Source organism: Kitasatospora sp. NPDC058162, assembly GCF_042884005.1.
Classification (GTDB): Bacteria; Actinomycetota; Actinomycetes; order Streptomycetales; family Streptomycetaceae; genus Kitasatospora.
The window spans coordinates 382,556-407,727 of the sequence record NZ_JBHVUS010000004.1; the positions used below are offsets into that span (position 1 = coordinate 382,556).

Below are 25,172 nucleotides of genomic sequence, written 5' to 3' on the forward strand. Positions count from 1 at the left end.
CCTCGGGGGGAGGTGTCGGGTCGCGACACGCGCGGGCGGCCGTGCGTCCATGGTACGGACGCCCGGCCGCCCGTCGGTCCGGGGTTCGTACACCTAGTCGAAGCGCGCCGCCAGCAGCATCAGGTCGTCGGTGGCCGGGGCGGCGTCCGGGTCGGGGCAGACGGCCAGCAGGTGGGCGCAGAGCCGCTCGGGGTCGATCCGCACGTCGCGCGGGGCGTCGGCGGCGGCCCGGCGCAGGTTGGCCTGCCCGGCGTGCAGGGTCGGGCCGCAGCGGCGGGCCAGGCCCTCGGTGTAGAGCAGCAGGGTGTCGCCGCGCTCGGCGGTGAGCTCGACCCCGGGGGCCTCCCAGCAGGCCAGCATGCCGAGCGGCGCGGAGAGCGAGGTCTCCACGAACTCGGCGCCGTGCCGGCCGACCAGGACCGGCGGGCAGTGCCCGGCCCCGGCCAGGGTGATCCGGCGGTCCTCGGGTTCGATCCAGGCGTAGACGGCGGTCGCGGTGCGGGTCGGCTCGGTGGTCTTGAGCAGCAGTTCCAGGTCGCCGAGGACGGAGACCGGGTCCTCGCCCTCCAGCACCGCGTACGCCCGCAGCGCGGCCCGGACCCGGCCCATCGCGGCGGCCGCGCCCGGGGCGGAGCCGGGGCCCGCGCCGGGGCCGTCGCCGGAGACCGAGCCGACGGTGAGGCCGACGGTGCCGTCCGGCAGCGGGATGGCGTCGTACCAGTCGCTGCCGCTGGAGCGGTCCAGGCCGGCCGGGACGAGCCGGGCGGCCAGCCGCAGGCCGGGGGTCTGCGGGAGGCGGTCCGGCAGCAGGCCGCGGCGCAGGGCCTCGGTGGTGCGCAGGATCCGTTCCGCCTCCAGCTGCTTGGCGAGCAGCGGGGCGGCGATCTCGCAGTAGTGGCGGGCCAGTTCGCGTTGGCAGTCGGTGGGCCCGGCGGGCCGGTCGTAGAACCAGACGGCGGCGGCGAGCGGGCCGTCCTCGACGGTGGCGAGCGGGAGGCCGTAGGCGCCGCCGAGGCCGAGGTGGACGGCGAGTTCGCGCAGTCGCCCGCCGACGGCCGGGTCGTCGGCGAGGTCGGGGGAGTGCAGCTGTTCGGGCCGGTCGTGCTCGCTCAACAGCCGGGCGAGCAGGCTCTGTTCGGTCGGGACGGTCTCCAGGGCGCCGAGGCTGGCCCGGTCCAGGCCGAGGCCGACCGGCTGGCCGGGGCCGCCGCCCGGCAGCAGGGTGACCAGCACGCCGCGGCTGGCGCCGAGCAGGGCGGCGCCGGAGGCGAGGACGGCGTCCAGGGTGGCGGCGGTGCCGCGGGCACGGGCGAGCCGTTCGGTGTGCTCGTGCAGGCTGGTGATATCGGACAGGCGTCCGGCCAAACGGTCCTGCACCGTGGCGGACGGCACCGCGGGGTCGTCGGCGGTGCCGTCGGGGCCGCCGTCCGGCGCGTCGGTGGGGCCGGGCAGGCCCGGCGGCGGGTCGAGGACGGTGAGCCCGCCCGCACAGCCGGTCTCACCCGGCTCTACGGGCGTCGCCGGCGGCTGGGACGCCGACGCGTGGGACTTGGTCATGCCGCCACTCCTGACGCGGTGCTACGTGCCATGCGAAACCCCCAGATACGGCCAATGTGGAGCGAGCACGGCCAAAGGACGCGTTTCGCCTCGATTCGCTACTACTCGTCATTGATCGACAGCAATGCCACCACTTCTACACAGCCCATTCGGGGCATGTCCAGATCCAGGACGACGCGGTGGCCAGTTCGACATGCGAGCGACCCGGTCGGACGGCGTGCGCCGAACGCGGCGCGCCGGTCGGGGCCGGAGGCATGGAGCGAGCCGGGAACGGGCAGAACGGAGAGGACGGACCGGGTGGCCGTCCGGATCGTATGTCCGCGCCGCCCGCGATCCGGGCTGGCCGGAAGTCTCTCACTCGTACGGTGGAACCAAGCGCGCCCGGGCGGCGTCCATCCGGTCGCATACGGGATTCTCGTTCCAGGGGCTGTTCCAGTGCGCGGCCCTTCTCATGTCGTGCTCCACACCGTGCTCCACGTCGTAGCCGCGCCGTCCGCCATGCCGCCCGCCCCCGTTCCGCGCCGTCCGGGGCAGGCCGTGCCGCCGCGGGCCCGTGCGGCGGATCCCGACGGATGTCGGTGGGGCGGAGCGAACCGAGCGGTCAGGGAAAGGAACGAGCGCCATGCGTGAGAACCCGAAGAGCCCGAGGAGCCGGTCGCAGGAGTCGCACGAACCGCAGGAGTCACCGGAGTCGCCGGAGCCGTCCGCCCGGCTGGCCGCGGCGCTGACGGCCGCCGTCGAACACCGCTGGCCCGTGGTGCCCGGCACCGTGCTGCGCGGCGGCCGCTGTTCCTGCGGGGAGCCGGAGTGCCCGGCGCCCGGCGCCCACCCGCACGACCCGTCGTTGCTGGCCGCCACCACGGACGCCCGGATGGTGCGCTGGTGGTGGGAGCGGCAGACCCCGGACGCGCCGGTGCTGGCCGCCACCGGCGGCGCGGTCTCGGCGGTCAGCCTGCCCGCGGCGGCCGGCGCCCGGGCGCTGGTCTACCTCGCCGCGCTGCGGCTGCCGCTCGGCCCGGTACTCGCGATGCCGGGCCGCTACGCCCTGCTGGTGGCCCCGTACTCGCTCGACGCGTTGGGCGAGATGCTCGCCCAACTCCCTTGGGTGCCAGGCTCGTTGCGCTACCACGGACCGGGTGGCTTCCTGCCGCTGCCGCCCGGCGGCGGGGCCGGGCCGGTGCGCTGGGTGCTGGCGCCGCGACCGGCCGCGGCCGGCGGGGTGCGGTTGCCGCAGGTCGGGCCGCTGCTGGGGGAGTTGGTGGAGGCGACGGTCCGGCTGGACAGCGGGCGCTCGACGTACTGACGGATCGCCGGGTGGGCCGGACTCCGGGCCCGGTGGTGCGGGGCGTTCCGGAAAAACAAAAGATCCGGCCGCTGGCGACGGGGGATGCACCAGCGGCCGGACTCTTTAGACAGTAACAAGGATCCGCGCCCGCGCCAATTTCCAAGACGCCCTCCAGGCCCGGAAATTGCGGCTTCACCGCGACAATGTGACGCGTATCACCCGGATCCTGCGCGCTTTAGTTCAAGGTGACCTGACGGTTCACCAGGTTCGCCCGGGCGCGCCGCTCCTCGGCGGTCAGCGGAGTCGCGTCCGCGAGGACGGCGGCGAGCCGCTCGCCGAACTCGGCGGCTGGCTTCTCGCAGTCGGCGGCGGTCATCGCGAGCGGGAGGTCCCACACCGGCACGGTCAGGCCGTGCGCGCGGAAGGAGCCCACCAGGCGGGTGTCCGGGCCGAGCGAGGCCTCGCCGGCGGCGTTCAGCCGGGCCAGCGCGTCCAGCAGCTGCTCCTCGGGGACGGTCATCACCCAGCGCAGGTGGTTCTTGTCCGGGGTGCCGCACCAGTAGGCGGCGTCGACGCTCGCGAGCTTCTCGGTCGGGATGGCCGAGGCGTTGGCGCGCTCCAGCGAGGCGGCGACCTCGCCGGTGGCCGTCTCGGCGTCCTCCAGCCAGAACTCGAAGCCGGTGTGCACGACGGGCGCGAACGCGGCGTCGGCGTCCAGCAGGTCCTGGAGGCGGCGGCCGCCCGGGACGGTCCGGCGGGCCGGGACGGGGCTGCCCGGCTCGGTGGCCAGGGCCAGCTCCAGGGCGTCCGCGAGGTCGCGGCTGAGGTCGCCGGAGGAGGACTGGGTCTGCAGGCCGAGCAGGATCGAGCCGTCGGGGCGGCGCAGGGCCGGCCAGGCCAGCGGCAGCACGGTCGCCAGGGTCACCGACGGGACGTCACCCCCGGCGGTCGCGGTCACCCCGGCGGCCAGCGTCAGCGGCACCGTGGCGGCGGGCACCAGCTCGCGCAGCGCGACCCAGTCGGCCTCGCCCGGCAGGCCCTCGAACGGGCGGTGGACCAGCTCCTGCACCGCGTGCGAGGCCTCCCGGCCGTGGCACGCCTTGTAGCGGCGGCCCGAGCCGCAGGGGCAGTCCTCGCGGGCCCCGACCACGGGGATCTCGCCCGTGACGGCGGTGGTGGACTGGCGCTGCGGCGCCTTCTTGGCGGCCTTCTTGCCCATGCTGCGGCTCTCCCGGGGACGGTGGTCCTTTTCACCGGGAAGCCTACTGACGTTCCCCGGGCACGCGGCAACGCGCCGGGGCGGGCGCCGTACGCCCGGGAGCCCGTCGGGCGTCCGCCGGTACGCCTACGCGCTGCGGGCGGTGTCGCCCCCGGTGCGCCGGGCGTGCCGGGCGCGGGCGGGCAGCGCCGCCCAGACCGTGACCTCGCCGGGCGCGTCGCGGACGCCCCAGTCGCTGGCCAGCTGGTCGACGATGGCCAGGCCGCGGCCTCCGCGCGAGGTCAGCGAGGGGCTGGCGGGCAGCGGCCGGGTGGCCGCGCCGCCGTCGGTGACCTCCAGGGTGAGCACGCCGTCGGCGTGCATCTGCCAGCGGACCAGCACGCCGCCGTCCGGCTCGGTCGCACCGTCCTCGGTCGCGCCGTCCTCGGACTCCCGGCCGCCCGGCGCCGGGTGCGTCCGGGAGGGGACGCCGACCAGCACCTGGTCCACCACCTCGGCCCGGGCACCGCGGCCCAGGGCGGGCAGCGGGCCGAGCGGACGGGCGTATCGACAGGCGTTGCTCAACAGTTCGGAAAGGATCAGAACAGCATCATCGATGACCGGTTCCGGTATCTGCCGGTCACCCAGATCTCGACGCAGTCGGCGCCGTGCGACCCCGACACTCGCTGGGCCGTGCGGCACTGCCATGGTCGATGAAGTCGGCACTTCACGCGCCACCATCAACGCCACCCCCGGACCTCCTTCAGCGTATGCCGAGGGAGAGATGCCCCTTGGTAATGCGTCGGAAACGACCGTCGGAGGATCCTGCGAGCCCATTTCGAGCGATGCGACTCAGGGTCGACAAGAGGTCATTCCGTGCTCACCCTCCGTCGCCCGAACGCAAGAATTCCGGCAATAACGTGCGCGGAAGGTTTGACTGCCGACGACGGTGATCAGGTTCCCCGGGTACGGCCGGACCGCCGGCCCCGGCTCAGCGGCCGAGCTGGGCCAGGACCTCGGCGGGCTTGTTGGTGATGATCGCGGAGACCCCGAGCTCCAGGCAGAGCTCGACGTCGGCCGGCTCGTCCACCGTCCACACGTGCACCTCGTGGCCCAGCTCGCGCAGCCGGGGGACCAGCTGCGGCTTGGCCTTGATCAGCTCGATGCCCGGACCGGCGATCCGCGCCCCGCCCGGCAGCGGCTGCCCGGGGCGGAGCCGGCCGAGCAGCGGCAGCATCCGTTCGATCAGGAACACCCGCCCGTACTCGGGCGCGGCGGCGGTCACCCGGTTCAGCGCGATCGAGGAGAAGCTCATGATCCGGGCGGACGGGCGGTCGCCCTCCCGGGTGGCGCCGATCTTGTACCGCTCCAGGGTGCGCAGCAGCTCGGCCTCGACCCGGCCGCGGAAGCGCACCGGGTGCTTGGTCTCGATCGCCAGGTCCACCGGGCGGCCGCAGTCCACCACCAGCTCCAGCAGCCGGTCCAGCCGCAGCACGCCGCGCAGCTCGGGGTCGGTGCTGGGCCGGCCGGTCTTCCAGGCGCCAAAGTCGTACGCCTCCAGCTCGGCCAGGGTCATCGCGGAGACGGTGCCCCGGCCGTTCGAGACCCGGCCGATCCGGCGGTCGTGCACGCAGACCAGGTGGCCGTCGGCCGTCACCCGGACGTCGCACTCGACGGCGTCCGCGCCCTCGTCGAGCGCGCGCCGGTACGCCGCGAGGGTGTGCTCGGGCAGGGCGTGGGAGGAACCGCGGTGGGCGATCACCTGGACGGAGGGCGCGGTGCGCGCCGCCGCCGAGGGCAGGTCTGGGCTGGTCACGGCCCCAACGATAGGGGGCGGGGGTGAACCGGGGGCGAAGCCGGTGCCAACCTGCGGGGCCGGCTCCGCCTCCGGTCGCTCAGGCCCGGGCGGTGCGGCGGGTCAGCGGGGTGAGGGCCCAGGTGACCAGCGCCGGCACCAGGAAGGCGAACAGCGAGGCCGAGGTCCACTCCTGCGGGGTGAAGTGCAGGGCTTCCTGCGCCGAGGTCCAGAAGTTGACCCACCAGTCGGCCACCGCGGTCGGCGCGATGAACTGGTAGACGGCGAAGCCCAGCACCCACGGCAGCAGCATCAGCCAGCGGGACGGCGCCCGCTCGGAGAGGTCCCAGCCGTGCCGGCCGGCGCCGAAGAAGTAGTCCACCGCCAGCACCGCCAGCAGCGGCACGAAGACCGAGCCGATCAGGCCGAGGAAGTTGCTGTAGGTGTCGGTGAAGCGGTCGATCCGCAGCGCCAGCACGGTGGTCAGCACGCCGATCCCGCCGCTCAGCACCCGGCGGTCCACCCGCGGCAGCAGGTTCTGCAGCGACATCGCGGTCGAGTAGACGTTGGCGAAGGACTGGTCGGTCTCGCGCAGCACCAGCACCAGCAGGAACAGCCAGCCGGCCCAGACGCCGAGGAAGGAGTCGAAGATCCGGCTCGGGTCGCCGTCGGACTGCAGCAGCGCCATCAGGCCGAGCACGTAGCACCAGACCTGGGCGACGGTGTAGCCGGAGAAGCTGCCCCAGAAGGAGGAGCGCGGGGTGCGCGAGTGCCGGGTGTAGTCGGCGGCCATCGGGACGAAGGAGATCGACACCGCGATCATCGCGTCGGTGGCGCCCAGGAAGCCGTGCCAGTTGCCTGCGCCCGGGTCCGGCACGCCCTGCCGGCCCAGCTGGACGGTGAAGTACACCATCGCGACCCCGACCGCCGCGGCGACGAAGCGGCGCAGCACGGCGATCGAGCCCAGCGGCCAGATCGTCAGGACGGTGGTCAGCGCGCCCGCGAGCAGCACGAACAGCCAGCGGTAGCCGCCGGTGTGGGCGACGGTCTGCGCGCCCGCCGCGATGGTCAGCAGCTCGAACACGCCCCAGCCGACGCACTGGACGATGTTCAGCACGGTCGGCAGGTAGGACAGCCGGGTGCCGAACAGGCCGCGCAGGTTGGCCATCGCCGGGGCGCCGGTGCGGGCGCCGATCAGCGCGGCCACGCCGAGCATCGCGGTGCCGACCGCGGTGCCGGCCACGATCGCCGTCACCGCGGCGGCCAGCGACAGCTCGCTGCCCTTGGCGCCGAGCACGGTCGCGGCGGTGGAGAAGCCGATCAGGCTGACGCCGAGGTTCATCCAGAGCGCGAAGTGGTCCCGGAAGCGCAGGGTGCGCGGCGGCTCGGTGTCGAGGACCAGCGGCGCCTCGACGCGGTGGTCGACCAGCGCGGTGGCCGCGGCCGAACCGGCGGGGTGGTCGGGGAAATCCTTGGACGCGGGCGCGCCCGAAGAAGAGGATGGCGAAGCAGGCGGCATGGCCGATACTCCCTACGCCGGCATTACCCGGACAGGTTCCGGCGGTCAGCGCCCCCTCGACGGTCCGCCGGTCACTGGCCTGGCGTACGGTCGACATGCGCACTCTCAGCCTGGTCGGTCCAAGCTCCCGCGTGTCAGTTTGGAGCGACAGGCTAACCGGCACGGGTACGAACGCCAAAGGCCACGGGGTGCGCGGTCCGCATCGCGGGACGCCGGGCGGGGGTGGGGAGCCCCGGTCGTCGGCGGCGGCTAAGGATTCTTATGAGTTATTCAGAGGGGTCCTTACGGCAATCGAATCGCCGGTGCGAAAAACTATGGTCCTTGGTTCTGTCAGCTATGGAGGTCGTCCGTGAGCACCGAGCGCGAGGTTGGGCCCACCGGGCCGCAGGGGGAGCAGCCCGCGGGGGCTCCGGAGGCGGCGGGTGCCGCGTCCGACGGCACCGCTCAGGGCGGCCACAAGCCGACCATGGCCTTCAGCCGGGTGCCCGAGCCCAAGGCTGAGCCCGTGGCTGAGCCCGCCGACGGGTCCGCGGCTCCGGCCGCCGCCCCGGTCGACGGCGCTCCGGCCGACAGCGGGCACCAGCCGACCATGGCGTTCAGCCGGGTCCCGGAGCCGGCCGTCGAGCCCGCCGTGGCCGAGCCCGCCGCCGTCGAGCCCGCTGTCGTCGAGCCCGCCGTGGCCGAGGCCGCCCCGGTCGAGGGCGGGCACAAGCCCACCGTCGCCTTCACCAAGGTCCCCGCGCCGGAGGCCCCGGCCGCCCCCGCCGTCGAGGAGCCGGCCGTCGACCCGGTCACCGGCTACATCGACGCCCCGCCGCCGGTGCTGCCGCCCGCGCCGCCCGCCGCGCCCGCGCCGGCTCCGGTCGAGGCTCCGGCCCCGGCCGCCGCGCACGCCCCCGCCCCGGCCGCGCCCGCGCTGCCGCCGGGCACCCCGGGCACCAACCCGTACGCGACCCCGACCCACGGCGTGCCCGCCGCCGGCGCCCACGAGGGCTACGGCGTCCCGGCCGCCAACGCGCAGGAGCCGTACGGCGCTCCGGCCGCAGAGCCGTACGGCGCGCCCGCCGCGCACGCCCACCACCCCTTCGGCGCCGGTCAGCCGCTCGGCGGCTGGGGCGCCGGCCACGACGCCGCCTCCGGCGGCGCGGGCTACCCCGGCGGCCCGGGCGGTCCGCTCGGCTACCCGGGCGAGTACCCCGGTGGTCCGGGCGGCCCCGGCGGCCCGCGCAAGAAGCGCGGCGGCCTGGTCGCCCTGCTCGCGGCCGTCGCGCTGGTCGCCGGCATCGCGGGCGGTGCGGTCGGCGTGGTCGCCACCGACCACAACAACAGCAGCAACTCGGCGGACGACCACCGCAGCACCACCGTCCAGGCCAGCAACACCCAGAAGAACGAGCCGATCCCCGGGTCGATCGCCGCCATCGCCAAGACCGCGCTGCCCAGCGTCGTCACCATCAAGGCGCAGAACAGCAGCGAGTCGGGCACCGGTACCGGCTTCGTCTTCGACACCGAGGGCCACATCCTCACCAACAACCACGTGGTCGCGCCGGCCCTCAACGGCGGCAAACTGACCGTCAAGTTCGCCGACGGCACGTCCTACGGCGCCTCCGTGCTGGGCAACGCCGCGGGCTACGACGTGGCCGTGGTCAAGATCGACAACCCGCCGAAGAGCAAGCTGGCACCGCTGCCGCTGGCCGACTCCGACAAGGTCAACGTCGGCGACACCACCATCGCGATCGGTGCGCCGTACGGCCTGGAGTCCACCGTCACCAGCGGCATCGTCAGCGCCAAGGACCGTCCGGTCGCCTCCGGCGACGAGACCGGCTCGCAGGCCTCGTACATGAACGCCCTGCAGACCGACGCCTCGATCAACCCCGGCAACTCCGGCGGCCCGCTGCTCGACTCCAGCGGCGCGGTGATGGGCATCAACTCGGCGATCCAGTCCAACGCCTCCGCCAACGGCCGGGCCGGCAGCATCGGCCTGGGCTTCGCCATCCCGATCAACCAGGCCCGGTGGGTCGCGGACACCCTGATCAAGACCGGCAAGCCGGTCTACGCCAAGCTCGACGTGCTGCGCAACGACGACTACAAGGGCGACGGCGCGCAGATCCAGACCCGCGACGTCCAGGGCCAGCCCGCCGTCACCCCCGGCGGCGCCGCCGACAAGGCCGGCCTCAAGCCGGGCGACGTGATCACCAAGCTCGGCGGCGCGCCGATCGAGAACGGCCCCGCCCTGGTCAGCCGGATCTGGACGCACAAGCCGGGCGAGACCGTCGACGTCGAATACACCCGCAACGGCCAGACCATGACCACCAAGGTCACGCTCGGCCAGCGGGACGGCGATCAGTGACCTCCGGGCGCGCGTAATCGTGTGCACCGAACCCCGCCGGACCCGTTAGGCTGACCTCCGCCTGGAGAGCTGCCCGAGCGGCCTAAGGGAACAGTCTTGAAAACTGTCGTGGCGTGACCCGTCACCGTGGGTTCGAATCCCACGCTCTCCGCTGGTAGGAGAAACCACCTGCTCAGGGCGGGTGCCGACATCGTTCGGCACCCGCCCTCGGTGTTTTCCGGGGCGGACCGGCGGGCGGGGGTTGACCCTGACACCGTGGGAGGCGGTGGAGTGGGGGCACCATGTTGAACATCGGAGACTTCGCCGGCCACGGCCGGGTGTCGGTGCGGATGCTGCGCCACTACGACGCCATCGGCCTGCTCAGGCCCGCCCGGGTGGACCCGGTCACCGGGTACCGCTCGTACGAGGCGGGCCAACTCGCCCGGCTGAACCGGGTGATCGCGCTCAAGGAGCTCGGCTTCACGCTGCAACAGGTCCGGGCCGTTCTGGACGAGCAGCCGGACCCGGCCGAGCTGCGCGGGATGCTGCGGCTGCGGCGGGCCCAGCTCGCCGAGGCGATCGCGGCGGACGAGCGGCGGCTGGCCCGGGTCGAGGCGAGGCTCCGGACGATCGAGAGTGAGGGGACCATGTCCGAGCACGACGTCGTGGTCAAGCCCGTGCCGTCCGTCCGGGCGGCCCAACTGAGCGGTGTGGCCGCGAGTTACGCGCCGGAGGACATCACCCCGGTGATCGGCCCGCTGTTCGAGGAGCTGTGCCGGCGGGTGGCGGAGGCAGGGATCGAGGTGGTCGGCCCGTCCGTCGCCCGGTACGAGGACGCGCCGGAGGGCGACGGCTCGGTGGTCATCCGGGCGGCCCTCCAGATCGCGCCCGCCGTGCGGGACGACCGGGAGGACTTCGAGGTGGTCGACCTGCCGCCGATCGAGGAGGCGGCGACCGTCGTCCACCGCGGCCCGTTGGACGGGGCGGTGGGCAGCTTCCAGGCGCTGGCCCGCTTCATCGAGGAGAACGGCTACCGCTCGACCGGCTACGCCCGCGAGCGCTACCTGGAGACCCCGGACGACGTGTCCGGCTGGGTCGTCGAGCTCCAGGAGCCGGTGGTCCGCAGGTAGCCGACGCTTGCCCTCGACCTGGTCGAGGGTCCTAGCGTCGCCGGCATGACCACTGCCGTTCCCGCCGGCGCGGCCCGGCGCACCGCGCTGCCCCGGCCGTACCTGCTCTGGCTGGCCGGGGCCCAGGCCGGGCTGCTGGGTGACGCCGCGTTGTCCTTCGCCCTCGGCTGGGCCGCCTCCGGGTACGGCGGCGGGGCGGCCGGGCTGGTGCTGACGGCGGTCACCGTGCCCCGTACGGTGCTGGTCCTGCTGGGCGGGGCGGTGGCCGACCGGTTCGGCGCCCGCCGGGTGATGCTCGTCGGGGACGCGCTGATGCTGGTGGTGACCGCCGGGCTGGCGCTCGCGGTGGCCGGCGACCGGGGCGTGCCGCTGTGGCTGCTGGTCGGGGCGGCCGGGGTGACCGGGACGGTCGACGCGTTCTACCTCCCGGCGAGCGGCTCGATGCCGTGCCGGCTGGTGCCCGCGGACCGGCTGCCCCGGGCCCTCGCGCTGCGACAGGCCGGCGGGCAGTGCGCGGTGCTGCTCGGGGCGCCGCTGGGCGGCCTGCTGGTCGCCGGGGGCGGGCTCGCGGGTGCGGCGGCGGTGGACGCGGCGAGCTTCGGGGCCGTGCTGCTGGTGCTGCTGCGGGTCCGGCCGGGGGAGCGGCCCGTCCCCGCTCCTGCTGTCGCCCGGCAGGCGGGCCTGGTGCGGGAGGCGTGGTCGGGCGTCCGGCTGGCCCTGGGCGATCCGCTGCTGCGGGCCGCGCTGCTGCTCACCGGGGCCGCCGCCGGGGCGCTGCTGCCGGTGGTGTCGCTGCTGGGCCCGCTGCTCGCCCGGGCGCACGGCTGGGCGGCGGGCACGGCCGGGCTGGTGACCGCCGGTCAGGCGGCGGGGGTGCTCGCGGTGGCGGCCACGGTCGCCTGGCGCGGCGGGCTGCCCCGGCCGGGGATCGGCGCCGCCGCCGGGCTCTGTACGGCCTCGGCGGGCATCGTGCTGCTGGCGCTGTCCGCCGGCCCGGCGGTGGCGGTGGCCGGCGGCACGGTGGTGGGCGTCGGCTCGGGGCTGTTCGCCTGCCACCTCGGTCCGCTGGTGCTCGGTGGGGCCCCGGCCTCCCACCTCTCCCGGGTGCAGGCACTGCTGACGCTGGTGCAGAGCCTCGCGCTGGTGCTGTCGACGGGGTTGCTCGGGCTGCTGGCGGACGCGACGGGCGCCGCCCCGCCCGCGCTCCTCTGCGCCCTCGCCACCGGGGCGGCCGGAGTGGCGGCCCTGGCCACGCCGGCGTTGCGCCGGGCCTGACCTGGTGGCCCTCGTTGAGCCGCCGCGCCCGTCCGGGCCCGAGGCCCACTTGCCCGCCTCCGGCCTGCCGGGCAGAGTGCGGAGGTGGCGGGGGTGCGGCGGCGAGTGGAGGCGGCGATGAGTGATCTGACGGACCGACTGGCGCGGGGCCTCCCGGCGGCGGCGGTGGTGGTGGATCCGGACGTGGCCGCCGCCTACAGCCATGACATGGCGGGCTTCTGCGCCGCCGGCACGCCCGCCGTGGTGGTCTTCCCGGAGACGGTCGAGCAGGTGCAGCACGTGCTGCGCACCGCGACCGAGCTGCGGGTGCCGGTGGTGCCGCAGGGGGCCAGGACGGGGCTGTCGGGGGCGGCGAACGCCGTCGACGGGTGCATCGTGCTGTCGCTGGTGAAGCTGAACCGGATCCTGGAGATCGACCCGGTGAACCGGGTCGCGGTCGTCGAGCCCGGCGTGGTGAACGCCGAACTCTCCCGTGCGGTCGAGGAGTTGGGGCTCTGCTACCCGCCGGACCCGTCCAGCTGGGAGTCCTGCACGATCGGCGGCAACATCGGCACCGGCGCGGGCGGGCTGTGCTGCGTGAAGTACGGGGTCACCAGTGAGTACGTGCTCGGGCTGGACGTGGTGCTGGCGGACGGGCGGCTGCTGTCCACCGGCCGCCGCACGGCCAAGGGGGTGGCCGGGTACGACCTGACCCGGCTGTTGGTCGGCTCGGAGGGCACCCTCGGGGTGGTGGTCCGGGCGGTGCTGGCGCTGCGGCCCGCGCCCGTGCCGCAGTTGGCGCTGGCGGCGGAGTTCCCCAGTGCGGACACGGCCGGGGCGGCGGTCTGCGCGGTGATGGAGTGCGGGCTGACGCCGTCGCTGATGGAGCTGATGGACGAGGTCTCCGTCCGGGCCGTCAACGAGCTGGGGCAGATGGGGCTGCCGGAGTCGACCCGGGCGCTGCTGCTGGTGGCCTTCGACGGGCCGGACCGGGAGGCCGGGCTGGCCCGGGTCGCGGAGCTGTGCCGGGCGGCCGGGGCGACCGAGGTGGTCCCGGCCGAGGACCAGGCGGAGTCGGACCTGCTGCTGGCGGCCCGGCGGCTGGCGCTGCCCGCGCTGGACCGGCTGGGCACCACGATGATCGACGACGTGGCGGTGCCGCGCTCCCGGCTGGCCGAGATGCTCAACGGCGTCGCGGAGATCGCCGAGCGGCACGCGCTGACCATCGGGGTGGTCAGCCACGCCGGGGACGGCAACACCCACCCGATCGTGATCTTCGACGCCGCGGACCCGGAGCAGACGGCGCGCGCCCAGCGCTCCTTCGACGAGATCATGGCGCTCGGGCTGGAGCTGGGCGGCACGATCACCGGGGAGCACGGGGTGGGGCTGCTCAAGCGGGACTGGCTGGCCCGTGAGCTGGGGCCGGTCGGGTTGGAGCTGCAGCGGCAGGTGAAGGCGGTCTTCGACCCGCTGGGCATCCTCAATCCGGGCAAGATGGTCTGACCGGGCAAGACGGTCTGATTTTCAGGGCGGATATCTCTTCCTCATCCGCACCCCTGGTCGGCCCGCATTTTCAGTACGACTTTCCGATGGTCTGTGAATGGCTCGAAAGTCGACATGGAAGGGTGGTCGAACTTTTCGGGGGCGCGTTCCGCTGTGCCCTGCGCCGGGGCGGTGCGCCCGGAGGTTCGTGCGGCACCGATGCGCCGTCGTCCGGCGCCCGCCGAAAGGCCGCCGATCGGGCGAAGTGCCAGCTCAGTAGCGGTGTGTCGGCGCACTGTCCGATCCGGGGCCCGTTATGCGCGGCCTCGGTGGATATCACGCGAACGGGCGAAAACTGCCCCGTCGACTAGTGCTTTGTCGATTTGTTGCGGAAGTCTTTCTCCCGGCGTCGCAGCCCGCAGGTGTTCGTCTGGCCGGCGAACCCCCGCAACCCTGCTCGACCGATGCACGATTAACAGCTTCTTGGAGGCTTACATGGCTCGCTTCAACACCCGCCGGGTGTCCGGGATCCTGCTTGCCGCCCCGCTGGCGGCGGGTCTGCTGCTGGCCGGTGCCGGAGTCGCCGCCGCCGACAACGGCGCGGGTGCCGCGGCCGGTTCCAACGCCGGCGTGGTGTCCAACACCGGTACCGGCAACGTGTTCGGCGGAGTCGACGGCAACTACGTGTCCAACCAGCAGACGGCCACCGGTTCCGGGGCCTCGAACCAGAACAACACCGTTGCGGTGAAGGACAACGCGGGCAACGTCCTGGCCGGTCAGGGCAACAAGAACGTCAACGTCATCTTCGCCCCGATCTTCAGCTGACGCCCCGGGCACCACCGCCGGCGGGGGCGCCGGAGGTGGACGGCCGCGGGAGAGCTGAGCATCCGCGGCGGGGTTCGGAACGGTCACCGGGCGGGCTTCCGTCCCGGGTGGACCGGGGAGATCGGACGAACGCATGGACCGGCCAGCGGAAAGGGTCGCCGCGAAACCGGCCTCGTGGGCGGTGCCGCCATCGGCACCGCCCATGAGTGCGTCCGGGCCCGGGGATCCTGCGGACCCGCCCGCGCGCCCGGCCCGTGCGCGTCCCGCCCAGCGCGCGCCCCGCCCCTGCGAGCGGCCGGGACCCTTCCAGCGAGGGCCCGCGCCCTGAGCCGTCGGTCCACGGCGGTACGGTTGCGCTCCGACAGCGCTCCACGTGGCCGGGCCCGGAACGGACGGCCCGGTCGGGGCGACGACCGCGGCAATCGGAAGGAAGGGCGCGCGATGGCGGCGGAGGACGAGGGCCTGACCGGCCCGGACGGAGCCAGGCCCGCACCGGAGCCGCAGCCGTGCCCGGTACCGCCGGACGAGCGCCGGCCCGAACCGAGGTCCGTCCCCGAACTGCTGCTCGGCCGCCCGCCGATGGCCCGCCCGCTGCCCTCCTTCGACCCCGAGGCCGCCCCCGCCGAGCCCGGCCCGCTGTTCGTGGACTGGCTCGCCACCGCCCTGGACGCCGGGGTGCTGGACCCGCAGGCCTTCACCCTCTCCACGGTCGACGCCGACGGCATGCCGGACGCCCGGGTGCTGGTGCTGCGCGACGTGGACGCGGCCGGCACCGGCTGGAACTTCTCCGCGGCCGCCGACAGCCCCAAGGGCCGTCAGCTCGGCCACCACCCGGCCGCCGCGCTGAGCGTCTACTGGCCGCAGCTGGGCCGTCAGGTGCGGGTCCGCGGCACCGTCGAGCGGGCCGCCGACCTGGTCGCCGCCGCCGAGTTCGCCACCCGCTCGCCCGCCGCCCGGGTCGGCGCGCTGGTCGGCCGGCAGAGCGAGCCGCTGGGCGGGCTGACCGAGTACGACGAGGCGGTGGCGGTCGCCCGGCGCCGGCTGGAGGCCACCCCGGACGCCGTCGCACCCGGCCACGCGGTCTACACCCTGTGGGCGCACGAGGTGGAGTTCTGGCAGGGCGACGCCCAGCGCCGGCACGTCCGGCTGCGCTACACCCGCACCGGCCCGGTCCGCACCCCGGAGTGGTCCCGCACCCTGCTCTGGCCGTAGCGACCGCTCAGCGCCCGGGCGGCACCGGCCGCCCGGTCAGCGCCGTCCGGTCAGCGTGGCCCCCACGCTGGCCGCGACCACACAGCCGATCCCGGCCAGCTGCGCCGCGCCCAACAGCTGGCCGAGCACCACCAGCCCGACCAGCGCGCTGACCGCCGGCTCCAGGCTGACCAGCACGCTGAACACCCGCTGGGGCATCCGCCGCAGCGCCGTCATCTCCAGCGCGTACGGGAGCACCGGCAGTAGCAGCGCCACCCCGGCCGCCGCGGCGAGCAGTGCGAGCGGGGAGGCGCCGGGAGCGGTCAGCCCGTCCCAGGCCTCGCCGAGCCCGAACGGCGCGAGGAACAGGGCGCCGACCGTCATCGACACCGCCAGGCCCTGGAAGCCCTGGAAGGCGGCGCCGACCTTGTCGGTGAACAGGATGTACAGCGCGTAGCAGCCGGCCGCGCCGAAGGCGTAGAGCAGCCCGACCGGGTCGAGCGAGCCGCCGCCGTCCCCTTCGCCGAGCAGGGTCAGCAGGACGACCCCGGCCGCCGCGAGCAGCGCCCAGAGCAGGTGGCTGGCGCGCCGGGCGAAGACCAGGGCGACCGCGAGCGGGCCGAGGAACTCGATGGTCGCGGCGGTGCCCATCGGCAGCCGGTCGATCGCCCCGGCGAACAGGAAGGTCATCCCGGCGGAGGCCATGCCGAGCAGCGCGGCCGCGGCGAGGTCGCGCGGGCGCTTGTCGCGCAGCCGGGGCCGGGTGACGGCGAGCAGGATCACCGCGGCGAAGCCCAGCCGCAGGAAGGTGGTGCCGCTGACCCCGAGCGGGCCGAACAGCGGCTTGGACAGGGCGATGCCGGTCTGCACCAGGAACATCGCGACCAGACAGAGAAGCGGCGCCGGGATCCGCTCCGGGCGCCGCAGGGCCTTGCCGATCCGGCCGGTGGACCGGCCGGGGCGGGCCCCCGGGGGCGCCGTGGATCCGGGCTCCCCGCCTCGTCGCCAGCTGCCCCGTTCGCCGGCGGGCTCGCCCTTGGGGGCGGGCGGCATGGCAAGGGCCTCGGCGACGGCGGCGGCCGAGGTGGGGGCAGTGGTTTCGCCGGTGTGGGAGCTGGGCATGCTGACGAGTTTGCCGTAAGGAGTGACCAACCGGCAAGCTCGTTACATCCCGTTCACGGAAACCAGGACGGATGCGGACGGGTGCGCCCGAAAGGGTGGACTCGAACGGGCCCCGCGGCGTGGTTGGCGCGTTCGTCCGATGGTCCGTCAGTATCAAGGCGGGGTGCGCTATCTCCGCCCCGCGGCCCTCCTCGCCGCCTCCCTCGTGCTCCTGCTGGCCACCGACGGGACGGGCGTGAGCGCCGAGGCCTCCGCCGCGGCAGCCGTCGGCGTCCCGCGCATCCGGGCCCTCCGGCTCCCCGACCGGATCGGCCCGCCCCGGATCCGCGACAACTGGAGCGGCGCCGCCTTCGACGTCTGCACCGCCCCCTCGACCGACACCCTGCGGGCCTGGCGGGCCGCCTCCCCGTACGGGGCGGTCGGCATCTACGTCAGCGGGTCCCAGCGCGGCTGCGCCCAGCCCCGGCTCACCGCGGACTGGATCCACCGGGCGCGGGCGATGGGCTGGCGGTTCCTGCCGGTGCACGTCGGCCTCCAGGCGCCGTGCGCCGACCCGAGCCGCAAACCCAGGCGGATCGACCCGGCCGAGGCCGCCCGGCAGGGCCGGGACGAGGCCGCCGAGGCCGTGCACGCGATGCGTGCGCTCGGCCTCGGCAAGGGCAGCCCGGTCTACCTGGACATCGAGGCCTACCCGAGGCAGGACGCCGCCTGCGGCCAGGCCGTCGTCGACTTCGCCCTCGGCTGGACCCAGGGCCTGCACGCGGCGGGCTACCGCTCCGGCTTCTACTCCAGCCTCGACTCCGGCGTCGCCGACCTGGCCGCCGCCGCCCGGGCCGGCAGCTCCCCGCTGCCCGACGCGCTCTGGTACGCCCGCTGGGACGACCACCCGGACACCGCCGACTCCGGCCCGCTCGGCCCGGACCTCTGGTCCGCCCACCAGCGCGTCCACCAGTACCGCGGCAACGTCCAGGAGACCTACGCCGGCGAGACCCTCACCGTCGACCGCGACCGGGTCGACGGCCCGACCGCCGGCTGAGCGGCCCCGGGGAGCAGCGAAACCGGATCCGGGCCGGACCCGGGCCGGACCCGTGATCCGTGCAACGGGGTCGGGATACTGACAGCGGGCGGACGGAACGGCACAATCGGGCACGTCCGCGCGCATTACCGCCCGGTAGGTGGAGCCGCGGAGCAGCCAGTGCCGCCAGGTCGAGGAGGACCCGTGTTCAGCACGATGCAGGACGTACCGCTCACCGTCGCCCGGATCCTCGAGCACGGGTCCACGATCCACGCCCGATCCACCGTCACCACCTGGGACGCGGCCGGTCCGGTCGTCCGGACCTACGCCGAGGTGGGCGAGCGCGCCGCGCGGCTCGCCCACGCACTGCGCGACGAGCTCGGGGTGACCGGGGACGACCGGGTCGCGACGCTGATGTGGAACAACGACTTCCACTTGGAGGCGTACCTCGCCGTCCCGGCGATGGGCGCGGTGCTGCACACCCTGAACCTGCGGCTGCCCGCCCAGCAGCTGTCCTTCATCATCGACCACGCCGCCGACCGCGTGATCATCGTCAACGGCAGCGTGCTGCCGCTGCTCGCCGCCGTGCTGCCGGAGCTCGCGCCCACCCTGAAGCACATCGTGGTGGCCGGCCCGGGCGACCGTTCGCTGCTGGCCGGCTTCGCGGGCGGCGTGCACGACTACGAGGAGCTGATCGCCGGCCGGCCCGCCGACTACCCGTGGCAGCACGACATCGACGAGCGGCAGGCCGCGGTGCTCTGCTACACCTCCGGCACCACCGGCGACCCGAAGGGCGTGCTCTACAGCCACCGGTCGATCTACCTGCACTGCATGCAGGTCAACACCGGGGACAACTTCGCCTTCACCCCGCGCGACACCGCCCTGCCGGTGGTCCCGATGTTCCACGTGAACGCCTGGGGCATCCCGCACGCCGCCTTCATGTCCGGCGCCAACCTGCTCATGCCGGATCGTTTCCTCCAGCCCAAGCCGATGGCCGAGATGATCGCCGCCGTCCGTCCCACCGTCAGCGCCGCCGTCCCGACCATCTGGAGCGGCCTGCTGGACGAGCTGGACGCGGGCGACTACGACACCTCCAGCCTGCGGATGGTCGTCATCGGCGGCAGCGCCTGCCCGCCCTCGCTGATGAAGGCCTTCGACGAGCGCCACGGCATCCGGGTGCTGCACGCCTGGGGCATGACCGAGACCTCCCCGCTCGGCTCCTTCGCCCAGCCGCCCGGCGGCCTCACCCCCGAGGAGGAGTGGCCGTACCGGATCACCCAGGGCCTCTTCCCGGCCTCGGTCGAGGCCCGGCTGATCGGCCCGGGCGGCGAGCGGATGCCGCACGACGGCGTCGCGGCCGGCGAGCTGGAGGTCCGCGGCCCGTGGATCGCCGCCGCCTACTACGGCGGCGCCGGGCAGGACCCGGTCCGCCCGGAGGACAAGTTCTCCGAGGACGGCTGGCTGCGCACCGGCGACGTCGGCACCATCACCGCCGACGGCTACCTGACCCTCACCGACCGGGCCAAGGACGTCATCAAGTCGGGCGGCGAGTGGATCTCCTCCGTCGAGCTGGAGAACGCCCTGATGGGCCACCCCGAGGTGGCCGAGGCCGCCGTGGTCGCGGTGCCGGACGAGAAGTGGGGCGAGCGCCCGCTGGCCACCGTGGTGCTGCGCCCGGGCGCGGCCGTCGGGCTGAAGGAGCTGCGGGCCTTCCTGGCCGAGCGGATCGCCTCCTGGCAGCTGCCGGAGCGCTGGGCGATCGTCGAGTCCGTCCCGAAGACCTCGGTCGGCAAGTTCGACAAGAAGGTGATCCGGGCCGACTACGCGGCCGGCGGGCTGGACGTCACCACGCTGGGCAAGGAGTAGCCGGGCAAGGAGTAGCGGACGGCGCGGAGGGCCGGCCCCGTACGGACGGGGCCGGCCCTCCGGCGTGTCCGGCCTCAGCCCGCGGCGGCGACGCCCGCCTCGCCCATCGCGCCGATCCGCCCGAGCAGGTCGACGATCCGGGACTGGACGTCCTCGGTGGTCGAGCGCTCGGCGAGGAAGAGCACCGTCTCGCCGGTGCGCAGCCGGGGCAGCTCGCGCGGGTCCAGGTCCACCGAGGTGTAGACCACGAGCGGGGTGCGGTGCAGCCGGTCGTTGGCGCGCAGCCAGTCCAGCAGGCCGATCCGGCGGCGGCGGATCTGGAACAGGTCCATCACCACCAGGTTGGGCTGCACGCTGCTGGCCCGGGCGACGGCGTCGTTCTCGTCCACCGCGTGCTCGACGTGCATGCCGCGCCGCTCCAGGCTGCTGATCATGGCGGCGGCGATGTCCGGGTCGCCTTCGACCAGCAGCACCCGCGGGGCGTGGTGCTCGCCGTCGCGCGGGGCCAGGGCGCGCAGCAGCACGGCCGGGTCGGCGCCGTACGCGGCGTCCCGGGTGGCCTGGCCGAGGCCGGCGGTGACCAGCACCGGGACCCTGCTGTTGAGCGCCGCGGTGCGCAGCGACTGCAGCGCGGTGCGGGTGATCGGGCCGGTCAGCGGGTCGACGAAGAGCGCCGCCGGGAAGGCGTTCGCCTGGGCGTCCAGCTCCTCGCGGGAGCGGACGATCACCGGGAGGTAGCCGCGCGACTGGAGTGCCTGGCCGGTGGCCGGGTCGGGCTCGGGCCAGACCAGCAGCCGACGGGTGTTGGCCAGTTCGCCGGACGCGGCCTGCGGCTGCTCGGCGTCGGGGCGGTCGCTCCGGGCGGCGGGCAGTTCGGCCAGCGCGCGCGGCGCGGCCGGGGCGGGCGGCTGCGGCGCGGCGGCGGGCACCGCGCCGACCGGGGCGACGATCGGCCGCGGCGGCGCGAGCTCGGCCAGGCCGCTGCCGACCGGGCGCGGGGCGCTCGGCTCCTCGGCGGCGGGCAGCGCGGGCCGGGCGGGCTCCAGCGCGGTGCCGGGCTGCGGGGCGGGCGCTCCGGCCGGGGCGTCCGAGCCGGGACCGGGCGGTACCGAGAGCCGACGGCGGCGGCCGGTCGGTGCGGTGGCGGGCTCGGCCGGGGCGGGCGTCGGACCGGCGGGCAGGGCGTGTTCCAGGCCGGGGTAGACCGGGGTGTCGCCCACACCGGGCAGCGCGAAGCCGCCCGAGGAGTCCTCGGCGGAGGGCAGGGCGCGGCGTCTGCGCGGCTTGGCCTCGCCGCCGTCCTCGGCGGGGGCGCCGTTCGGCTGCGGGTCGGCGGCGTCGGCGGGTGCGGGGCCGAGCGCCAGCGGCTCACGGCCGCCGGGCCGGTTCTGCTGGGGGCGGGCACCCTCGACGGGTACCGCGTAGGCGGGGCCGGAGCGGCCGTCGTCCTTGCCCCACGGGTCGCTCTGCGCCGCCTCCGGGGCGGCCGGGCCCCGGCGCCCGTACGCGGGGTCGTTGCCGGTGCCGTTCCACTGTTCGGGGACGGCCCGTTCGACCCGGGCGGGGGCGTTCGGCCACTGGTCGGCGGGGGTGGCGGGGTCGGTGGGCTCGGGCACGGGGGCCTCGGCGGCGGGCCGGCCCCGGCGGCCGCGGCGCTCGGCCGGGGCCTCCTCGGCGGGCGCCTGCTCCGGTTCGGCGGTCTCCCGGCCCTCCGGCGCGTCGCCCGGCCGGCCGGAGCTGGTCGGGGCGCCGGAGGCCGCGGGTCGGGTGGACTCGGCGGCATCGCCGCTGCTGGGCAGCTGCGGGATGCCCGGCAGCTCGGGCAGGACGGCGCTGTCGCCCTCCTTGGGCCGGTCCGAGCGGCCCTCGGCGGAGGCGCGTTCGGCGGCGGCCTTCGCGGCGGCCGGGTCCAGCGGAAGCTCCACCACGTACGTGGTCCCGGCCTTGCCGGGCAGCTCGTGCGGCTGGAGCACGCCACCGTGGCGCTCGACCACCGCGCGGGCTATCGGCAGGTGGACGGGGCTGCCGCCGACGCCGGGGCCGCGGATCTCGACCCGGGCGACCTCGCCGCGCTGGGCGGCGGCCAGGACGACGGTCGGCGGCTCGGCGGGCGCCGGCGGGGCGGGCGGGCCGCCCAGCCCGGGCACGGACAGTCCGGGGACGGCCAGGCCGGGGGAGGGGGCGGTGGGGGCGTCCAGCGCGAGGCCGGTGCCGCTGACGTCGGCGACCAGGTGGGCCAGCGCCTGGGCGAGTCGCCGCTCGTCGGCGATCACCTCGACCGCGGCGGCGTGCACCGAGAAGCGCACCCGGCCCGGGCCGACCAGCTCGCCGGCCTCCTCGACGGCCCGGCGGACCACCTTGTCCAGGCCGACCGGGACCTGCTGCGCGGCCTTGCGCCCGCTCTTGCCGTCCTTGCCGTCCTTGCCGTCCTTGCTCTCCTTGCCGTCCCGGCCCTCGGCCGGTCCGCCCTCACCGGCCTCGGAGCGCTGGTGCTCCAGCACGCCGTCGATCAGCTTGCCGAACCGGCGGCACTCGTCGGCGAGCCGGCGCAGGGTCCAGTTGGCCTCGGGCCAGAGCTGCCCGGCCGGGTCGGCGGCGAGGCGGTCCAGCCGCTGGTTCAGCGCGCTCAGCGCGCCGCCGAGCTCGGTCTCCAGGACGGCGGTGAGGTGCTCGTTGCGGGCGATCAGGGCGAGTTCGCGGCTGCGGTCGGTGAAGGTCATCACGGCGCCGACCAGCTCGTCGCCGTCCCGGACCGGGGCGGTGGTGAGGTCGACGGTGACCGGGCGGCCGTCCTTGCGCCACAGCACGGTGCCGCGCACCCGGTGCTTGCGCCCGGAGGTCAGGGTGTCCAGCAGGGCGGACTCCTCCAGCGCCAGCGGAGTGCCGTCGGCCCGGGAGTGCTGGATCAGCGGGTGCAGCTCGCGCCCGCCCAGCTCGCTCGCCCGGTACTCCAGGATGTGCGCGGCGGCGGGGTTGACCAGCACGCAGCGGCCGTCGAGGTCCACCCCGAGCACGCCCTCGGCGGCGGCCCGCAGGATCATCTCGGTCTGCTTGTGCTGGCGGCGCAGCTCGGCCTCGACGCCGAGCCGCCCGGAGAGGTCGCGGACCAGCAGCAGGAGCAGGTCGGAGGACGAGGAGGCGCGGGGGCCGTCGCGGTACGGCTCGTACGGGGAGCGCCCGTAGCCGTCGCCGCCGTCGGTGGCGAAGTCGTTGCCGGAGACCTCGACCGGGAAGGTCGAGCCGTCGGTGCGGTGGGCGGTCATCCGGACCGGGCGGTCGAGGGCGTCGCCGTCGCGGGTGGCCGGGCGCATCGAGCCGGGGATCCGACTGGGGTCGAACTCGGGTAGCAGGCCGAGCACGCCCATGCCGACCAGCGAGGTGCCGGGCGCCTGTAGCGCCTGGACCGCTGCGCTGTTGGCGTCCACCACGGTGCCGTTGCTGTTCACCAGCAACAACGCGTCGGGCAGGGCGTCGAGTATGGCGTCGAGGCGAGCAGCGCCTCGGATCGGCCTGCTGCTCACGTCGACAGGTCTCCTCGGCTCAGGGCAGCTCCTCCGGAGTCGGCAGTATCTCATTCTTCTTTGCGGCGGGGACGACCCGCCTAGTAACGTTGGCGGTGGTTGGTGCCGAGCCCCACGGTTGTGGCATCATCACTGACACACGGAACGGGTCCGCAACGCGCGGGCGTGCTCCATGTGGGGAGGCTTCGCCTAGTCCGGTCTATGGCGCCGCACTGCTAATGCGGTTTCGGGGTTATTCCTGATCGAGGGTTCAAATCCCTCAGCCTCCGCCAGCCGGAGAGCCCCGTCGACGATCACGTCGGCGGGGCTCTTCGCATGTCCGGGGGCATGTCGGGGGCATGTCGGGGGCATCGTCGCCGGGCGGCCCGGAGCGGGCGGACCGGGGCCGGATCAATCGATTTCGCCCTACGTGGCAGGTCATGTAATGTTGTCCACGCAACGCCCCGGAGGCACTGTTCACCAGGGCGAGCGCTCATAGCTCAACGGATAGAGCACTTGACTACGGATCAAGAGGTTGCAGGTTCGAATCCTGCTGAGCGCACCAAACTCCGCAAGATCGGGTTCGCCCGTTCCTTGCGCTCATAGCTCAACGGATAGAGCACTTGACTACGGATCAAGAGGTTGCAGGTTCGAATCCTGCTGAGCGCACCAGCGAGAAGCCCCCGGCCACCGGCCGGGGGCTTCTCCGTTTTCCGGACTGGACCGGGCCGGGCCGGGCAGTCGGCCGTGCCGTCGCTCGTGCGTGACGCCCGTCACCCCAGGTCGGTCCGGTTGATCCAGGGCACGTCCCGCCGGTCCAGGAACCACTCCGAGCTGGTGAGCGGCCGGGCCCGGTTGAAGGTCACCGGCGCCGGGTCGTGACGGACCAGCTCCGGGGCGGCCCCCAGGGTCAGCAGCAGCTCGGCGAGCTCGTCGACCAGCTCCGGCGGTCCGGAGAGGTGGACCTCCCAGCCGGTGAAGTCGCCGTGCCCGAGCAGCGTCCGCCGCAGCAGCGCGGTGGTCCCGCCGGTGCCGGCGGACCGGTCGGGGGCGGCGGTCAGCACCTGCAGCCGGGGATTGCGGGTGAGCATCCGCCGCACCGCGTCCAGGTCGTACTGCCCGGCCGTCGTGCGAGCCGCGAGCAGCACGGTGGCCTCCCGTTCCGGCTGCGCGGCGGTGAGCTGCTCCAGCAGTGCCTTGGTCTGCCCCCAGCCGCTGCCCGCGGCGACCAGCAGCAGCGGCCGGTCCGAGCCGGGGGTGAGCACGGCCTCGCCCAGCGGCGGTCCGAGCCGCAGCAGCTCGCCGGGCATCACGTCCTCCACCAGGACGGGGCTCAGCAGCCCGCCGGGCACCCGCCGCACGTGCAGCTCCAGGCTGCCGTCCGGGCGCGGGGCGTTGGCGAGCGAGTACGGCCGCCAGACCCGGGGCGTCCGGGGGCTGCTGAGGGTGAGGTACTGGCCGGCCGTGAAGGGGTACGGGCGCATCGGGGCCAGGGTGAGCACGACCAGGTCGGCCGCGGCCCGGCGGCGGCCGGCGACCTCGGCCTCCCACCAGGCGGGGTGGTGCTCCCGGAGCTCCTCGGCGGCCCCGGACATGATCCGGGCGATCACGGTGTAGGCCTCGGTCCAGGCCTGCTCGGCCTCCGGCGTCCAGGAGTGGCCGGAGCACTGCCGCAGCGCGGCGATCAGGCTGGCCCCGACGGCCGGGTAGTGCTCGGGCGCGGCCTGGAACTTCCGGTGGTCGCGCCCGAGCGCCCGCAGGTACTCGGTGAGCCGCTCAGGCTCGTCCAGCCGCAGCACGATTCGGGTGAGCGCGGCGAACAGCCGGTCCCGCTGCTCGTGCAGCTGGGCGGGGAAGAGCGGGCGCAGGGCCGGGTGGTGGTTGAACAGGTGGGCGTAGAAGAAGGTGGTCAGGTGATCGGCCCGGCGTTCGACGACGGCGAAGCTGGCCCGGATGACCGCGGGGTCGAAGGCCACCCCAGCACTCCCGGTTAGGTCCTCTCTTTTGGATCTTGTCGGATCAGGCCGCGGCGTTGGGGTGCGTGCATCGCAAGGCGGAGGAGGGAGTCCATGCGGAGCATCGGCGACCGACGACAACGCGGCGAGGT

At 74.8% G+C, this 25,172-nt stretch carries 17 protein-coding genes, 4 tRNA genes and 1 riboswitch; of the genes, 13 read left to right on the plus strand and 8 right to left on the minus strand.

Translation table 11 applies throughout. The features are described from left to right. Positions 1-93: 93 nt before the first annotated feature. Entirely contained in the window at positions 94-1,557 is a 1,464-nt protein-coding gene (locus tag ACFVXG_RS10860; RefSeq protein WP_387926314.1) for a PP2C family protein-serine/threonine phosphatase, read from the minus strand. Positions 1,558-2,179: 622 nt separating this feature from the next. Between ACFVXG_RS10860 and ACFVXG_RS10865 the strand changes: the two genes are divergently transcribed. Continuing rightward, positions 2,180-2,860: a bifunctional DNA primase/polymerase gene (locus ACFVXG_RS10865; protein ID WP_387926315.1), complete on the plus strand. Its 681-nt coding sequence runs from the start codon at positions 2,180-2,182 to the stop codon at positions 2,858-2,860. 217 nt (positions 2,861-3,077) lie between these two features. Here the strand turns inward: ACFVXG_RS10865 and ACFVXG_RS10870 are convergent, their stop codons facing one another. The 4 genes from ACFVXG_RS10870 to ACFVXG_RS10885 all read right to left on the minus strand — a co-directional run bounded on the left by ACFVXG_RS10870 (position 3,078) and on the right by ACFVXG_RS10885 (position 7,354). Next, positions 3,078-4,061 carry a DUF5926 family protein gene (locus ACFVXG_RS10870; protein WP_387926316.1) on the minus strand — a complete coding sequence of 328 codons (984 nt, stop codon included), beginning with the start codon at positions 4,059-4,061 and terminating at the stop codon, positions 3,078-3,080. 126 nt (positions 4,062-4,187) lie between these two features. Beyond that, on the minus strand, positions 4,188-4,790 hold the full coding sequence (locus ACFVXG_RS10875) for an ATP-binding protein (RefSeq protein ID WP_387926318.1): 603 nt from the start codon (positions 4,788-4,790) through the stop codon (positions 4,188-4,190). Positions 4,791-5,031: 241 nt separating this feature from the next. Continuing rightward, on the minus strand, positions 5,032-5,856 hold the full coding sequence (locus ACFVXG_RS10880) for a glycerophosphodiester phosphodiesterase family protein (protein WP_387926320.1): 825 nt from the start codon (positions 5,854-5,856) through the stop codon (positions 5,032-5,034). A 79-nt stretch (positions 5,857-5,935) separates the two neighbouring features. Next, positions 5,936-7,354: a purine-cytosine permease family protein gene (locus ACFVXG_RS10885; RefSeq protein WP_387926322.1), complete on the minus strand. Its 1,419-nt coding sequence runs from the start codon at positions 7,352-7,354 to the stop codon at positions 5,936-5,938. Next, positions 7,347-7,495: riboswitch (TPP riboswitch) on the minus strand. (Overlaps the previous gene by 8 nt.) A 208-nt stretch (positions 7,496-7,703) precedes the next feature. Between ACFVXG_RS10885 and ACFVXG_RS10890 the strand changes: the two genes are divergently transcribed. The 7 genes from ACFVXG_RS10890 (at position 7,704) to ACFVXG_RS10920 (ending at position 15,583) form a co-directional block, all read left to right on the plus strand. Further along, positions 7,704-9,701 (plus strand): S1C family serine protease, encoded by a 1,998-nt coding sequence (locus ACFVXG_RS10890; protein WP_387926324.1) that lies wholly within the window; start codon positions 7,704-7,706, stop codon positions 9,699-9,701. Between the two features lie 63 nt (positions 9,702-9,764). Continuing rightward, a tRNA-Ser gene (locus tag ACFVXG_RS10895) sits at positions 9,765-9,852 on the plus strand. A 130-nt stretch (positions 9,853-9,982) separates the two neighbouring features. Beyond that, positions 9,983-10,810 carry a MerR family transcriptional regulator gene (locus ACFVXG_RS10900; protein WP_387926326.1) on the plus strand — a complete coding sequence of 276 codons (828 nt, stop codon included), beginning with the start codon at positions 9,983-9,985 and terminating at the stop codon, positions 10,808-10,810. A gap of 45 nt (positions 10,811-10,855) precedes the next feature. Then, positions 10,856-12,085 (plus strand): MFS transporter, encoded by a 1,230-nt coding sequence (locus ACFVXG_RS10905; protein WP_387926327.1) that lies wholly within the window; start codon positions 10,856-10,858, stop codon positions 12,083-12,085. Positions 12,086-12,202: 117 nt separating this feature from the next. Further along, complete coding sequence (locus ACFVXG_RS10910; RefSeq protein ID WP_387926329.1) at positions 12,203-13,567, plus strand: FAD-binding oxidoreductase; 1,365 nt, start codon at positions 12,203-12,205, stop codon at positions 13,565-13,567. A gap of 474 nt (positions 13,568-14,041) precedes the next feature. Then, entirely contained in the window at positions 14,042-14,371 is a 330-nt protein-coding gene (locus ACFVXG_RS10915) for a hypothetical protein (RefSeq protein WP_387926331.1), read from the plus strand. A 441-nt stretch (positions 14,372-14,812) separates the two neighbouring features. Then, a complete protein-coding gene (locus tag ACFVXG_RS10920; protein WP_387926333.1) occupies positions 14,813-15,583 on the plus strand; it encodes a pyridoxal 5'-phosphate synthase in 771 nt (256 codons plus the stop codon). Between the two features lie 36 nt (positions 15,584-15,619). Here ACFVXG_RS10920 and ACFVXG_RS10925 read toward each other — a convergent pair whose 3' ends face one another. Further along, on the minus strand, positions 15,620-16,684 hold the full coding sequence (locus tag ACFVXG_RS10925) for a DMT family transporter (RefSeq protein ID WP_387926335.1): 1,065 nt from the start codon (positions 16,682-16,684) through the stop codon (positions 15,620-15,622). Positions 16,685-16,847: 163 nt separating this feature from the next. Here ACFVXG_RS10925 and ACFVXG_RS10930 point away from each other — a divergent pair, with 163 nt between their 5' ends. Both ACFVXG_RS10930 and ACFVXG_RS10935 read left to right on the plus strand, forming a co-directional pair. Beyond that, positions 16,848-17,720 carry a DUF1906 domain-containing protein gene (locus ACFVXG_RS10930; RefSeq protein ID WP_387926336.1) on the plus strand — a complete coding sequence of 291 codons (873 nt, stop codon included), beginning with the start codon at positions 16,848-16,850 and terminating at the stop codon, positions 17,718-17,720. Between the two features lie 183 nt (positions 17,721-17,903). Beyond that, positions 17,904-19,565, plus strand: a complete 1,662-nt coding sequence (locus ACFVXG_RS10935) for a long-chain fatty acid--CoA ligase (RefSeq protein ID WP_387926337.1) — start codon at positions 17,904-17,906, stop codon at positions 19,563-19,565. A 74-nt stretch (positions 19,566-19,639) separates the two neighbouring features. Here ACFVXG_RS10935 and ACFVXG_RS10940 read toward each other — a convergent pair whose 3' ends face one another. Next, positions 19,640-23,086 (minus strand): PAS domain-containing protein, encoded by a 3,447-nt coding sequence (locus ACFVXG_RS10940; RefSeq protein ID WP_387926339.1) that lies wholly within the window; start codon positions 23,084-23,086, stop codon positions 19,640-19,642. Between the two features lie 178 nt (positions 23,087-23,264). On the opposite strand from ACFVXG_RS10940, the gene ACFVXG_RS10945 reads away from it, so the two are divergent. The 3 genes from ACFVXG_RS10945 (at position 23,265) to ACFVXG_RS10955 (ending at position 23,737) form a co-directional block, all read left to right on the plus strand. Beyond that, positions 23,265-23,358, plus strand: a tRNA-Ser gene (locus ACFVXG_RS10945). Positions 23,359-23,554: 196 nt separating this feature from the next. Then, positions 23,555-23,630: transfer RNA gene (locus ACFVXG_RS10950), tRNA-Arg, on the plus strand. Positions 23,631-23,661: 31 nt separating this feature from the next. Next, positions 23,662-23,737: transfer RNA gene (locus ACFVXG_RS10955), tRNA-Arg, on the plus strand. A gap of 101 nt (positions 23,738-23,838) precedes the next feature. Here the strand turns inward: ACFVXG_RS10955 and ACFVXG_RS10960 are convergent. Beyond that, complete coding sequence (locus ACFVXG_RS10960) at positions 23,839-25,041, minus strand: globin domain-containing protein (protein ID WP_387926341.1); 1,203 nt, start codon at positions 25,039-25,041, stop codon at positions 23,839-23,841. Positions 25,042-25,172 lie beyond the last annotated feature (131 nt).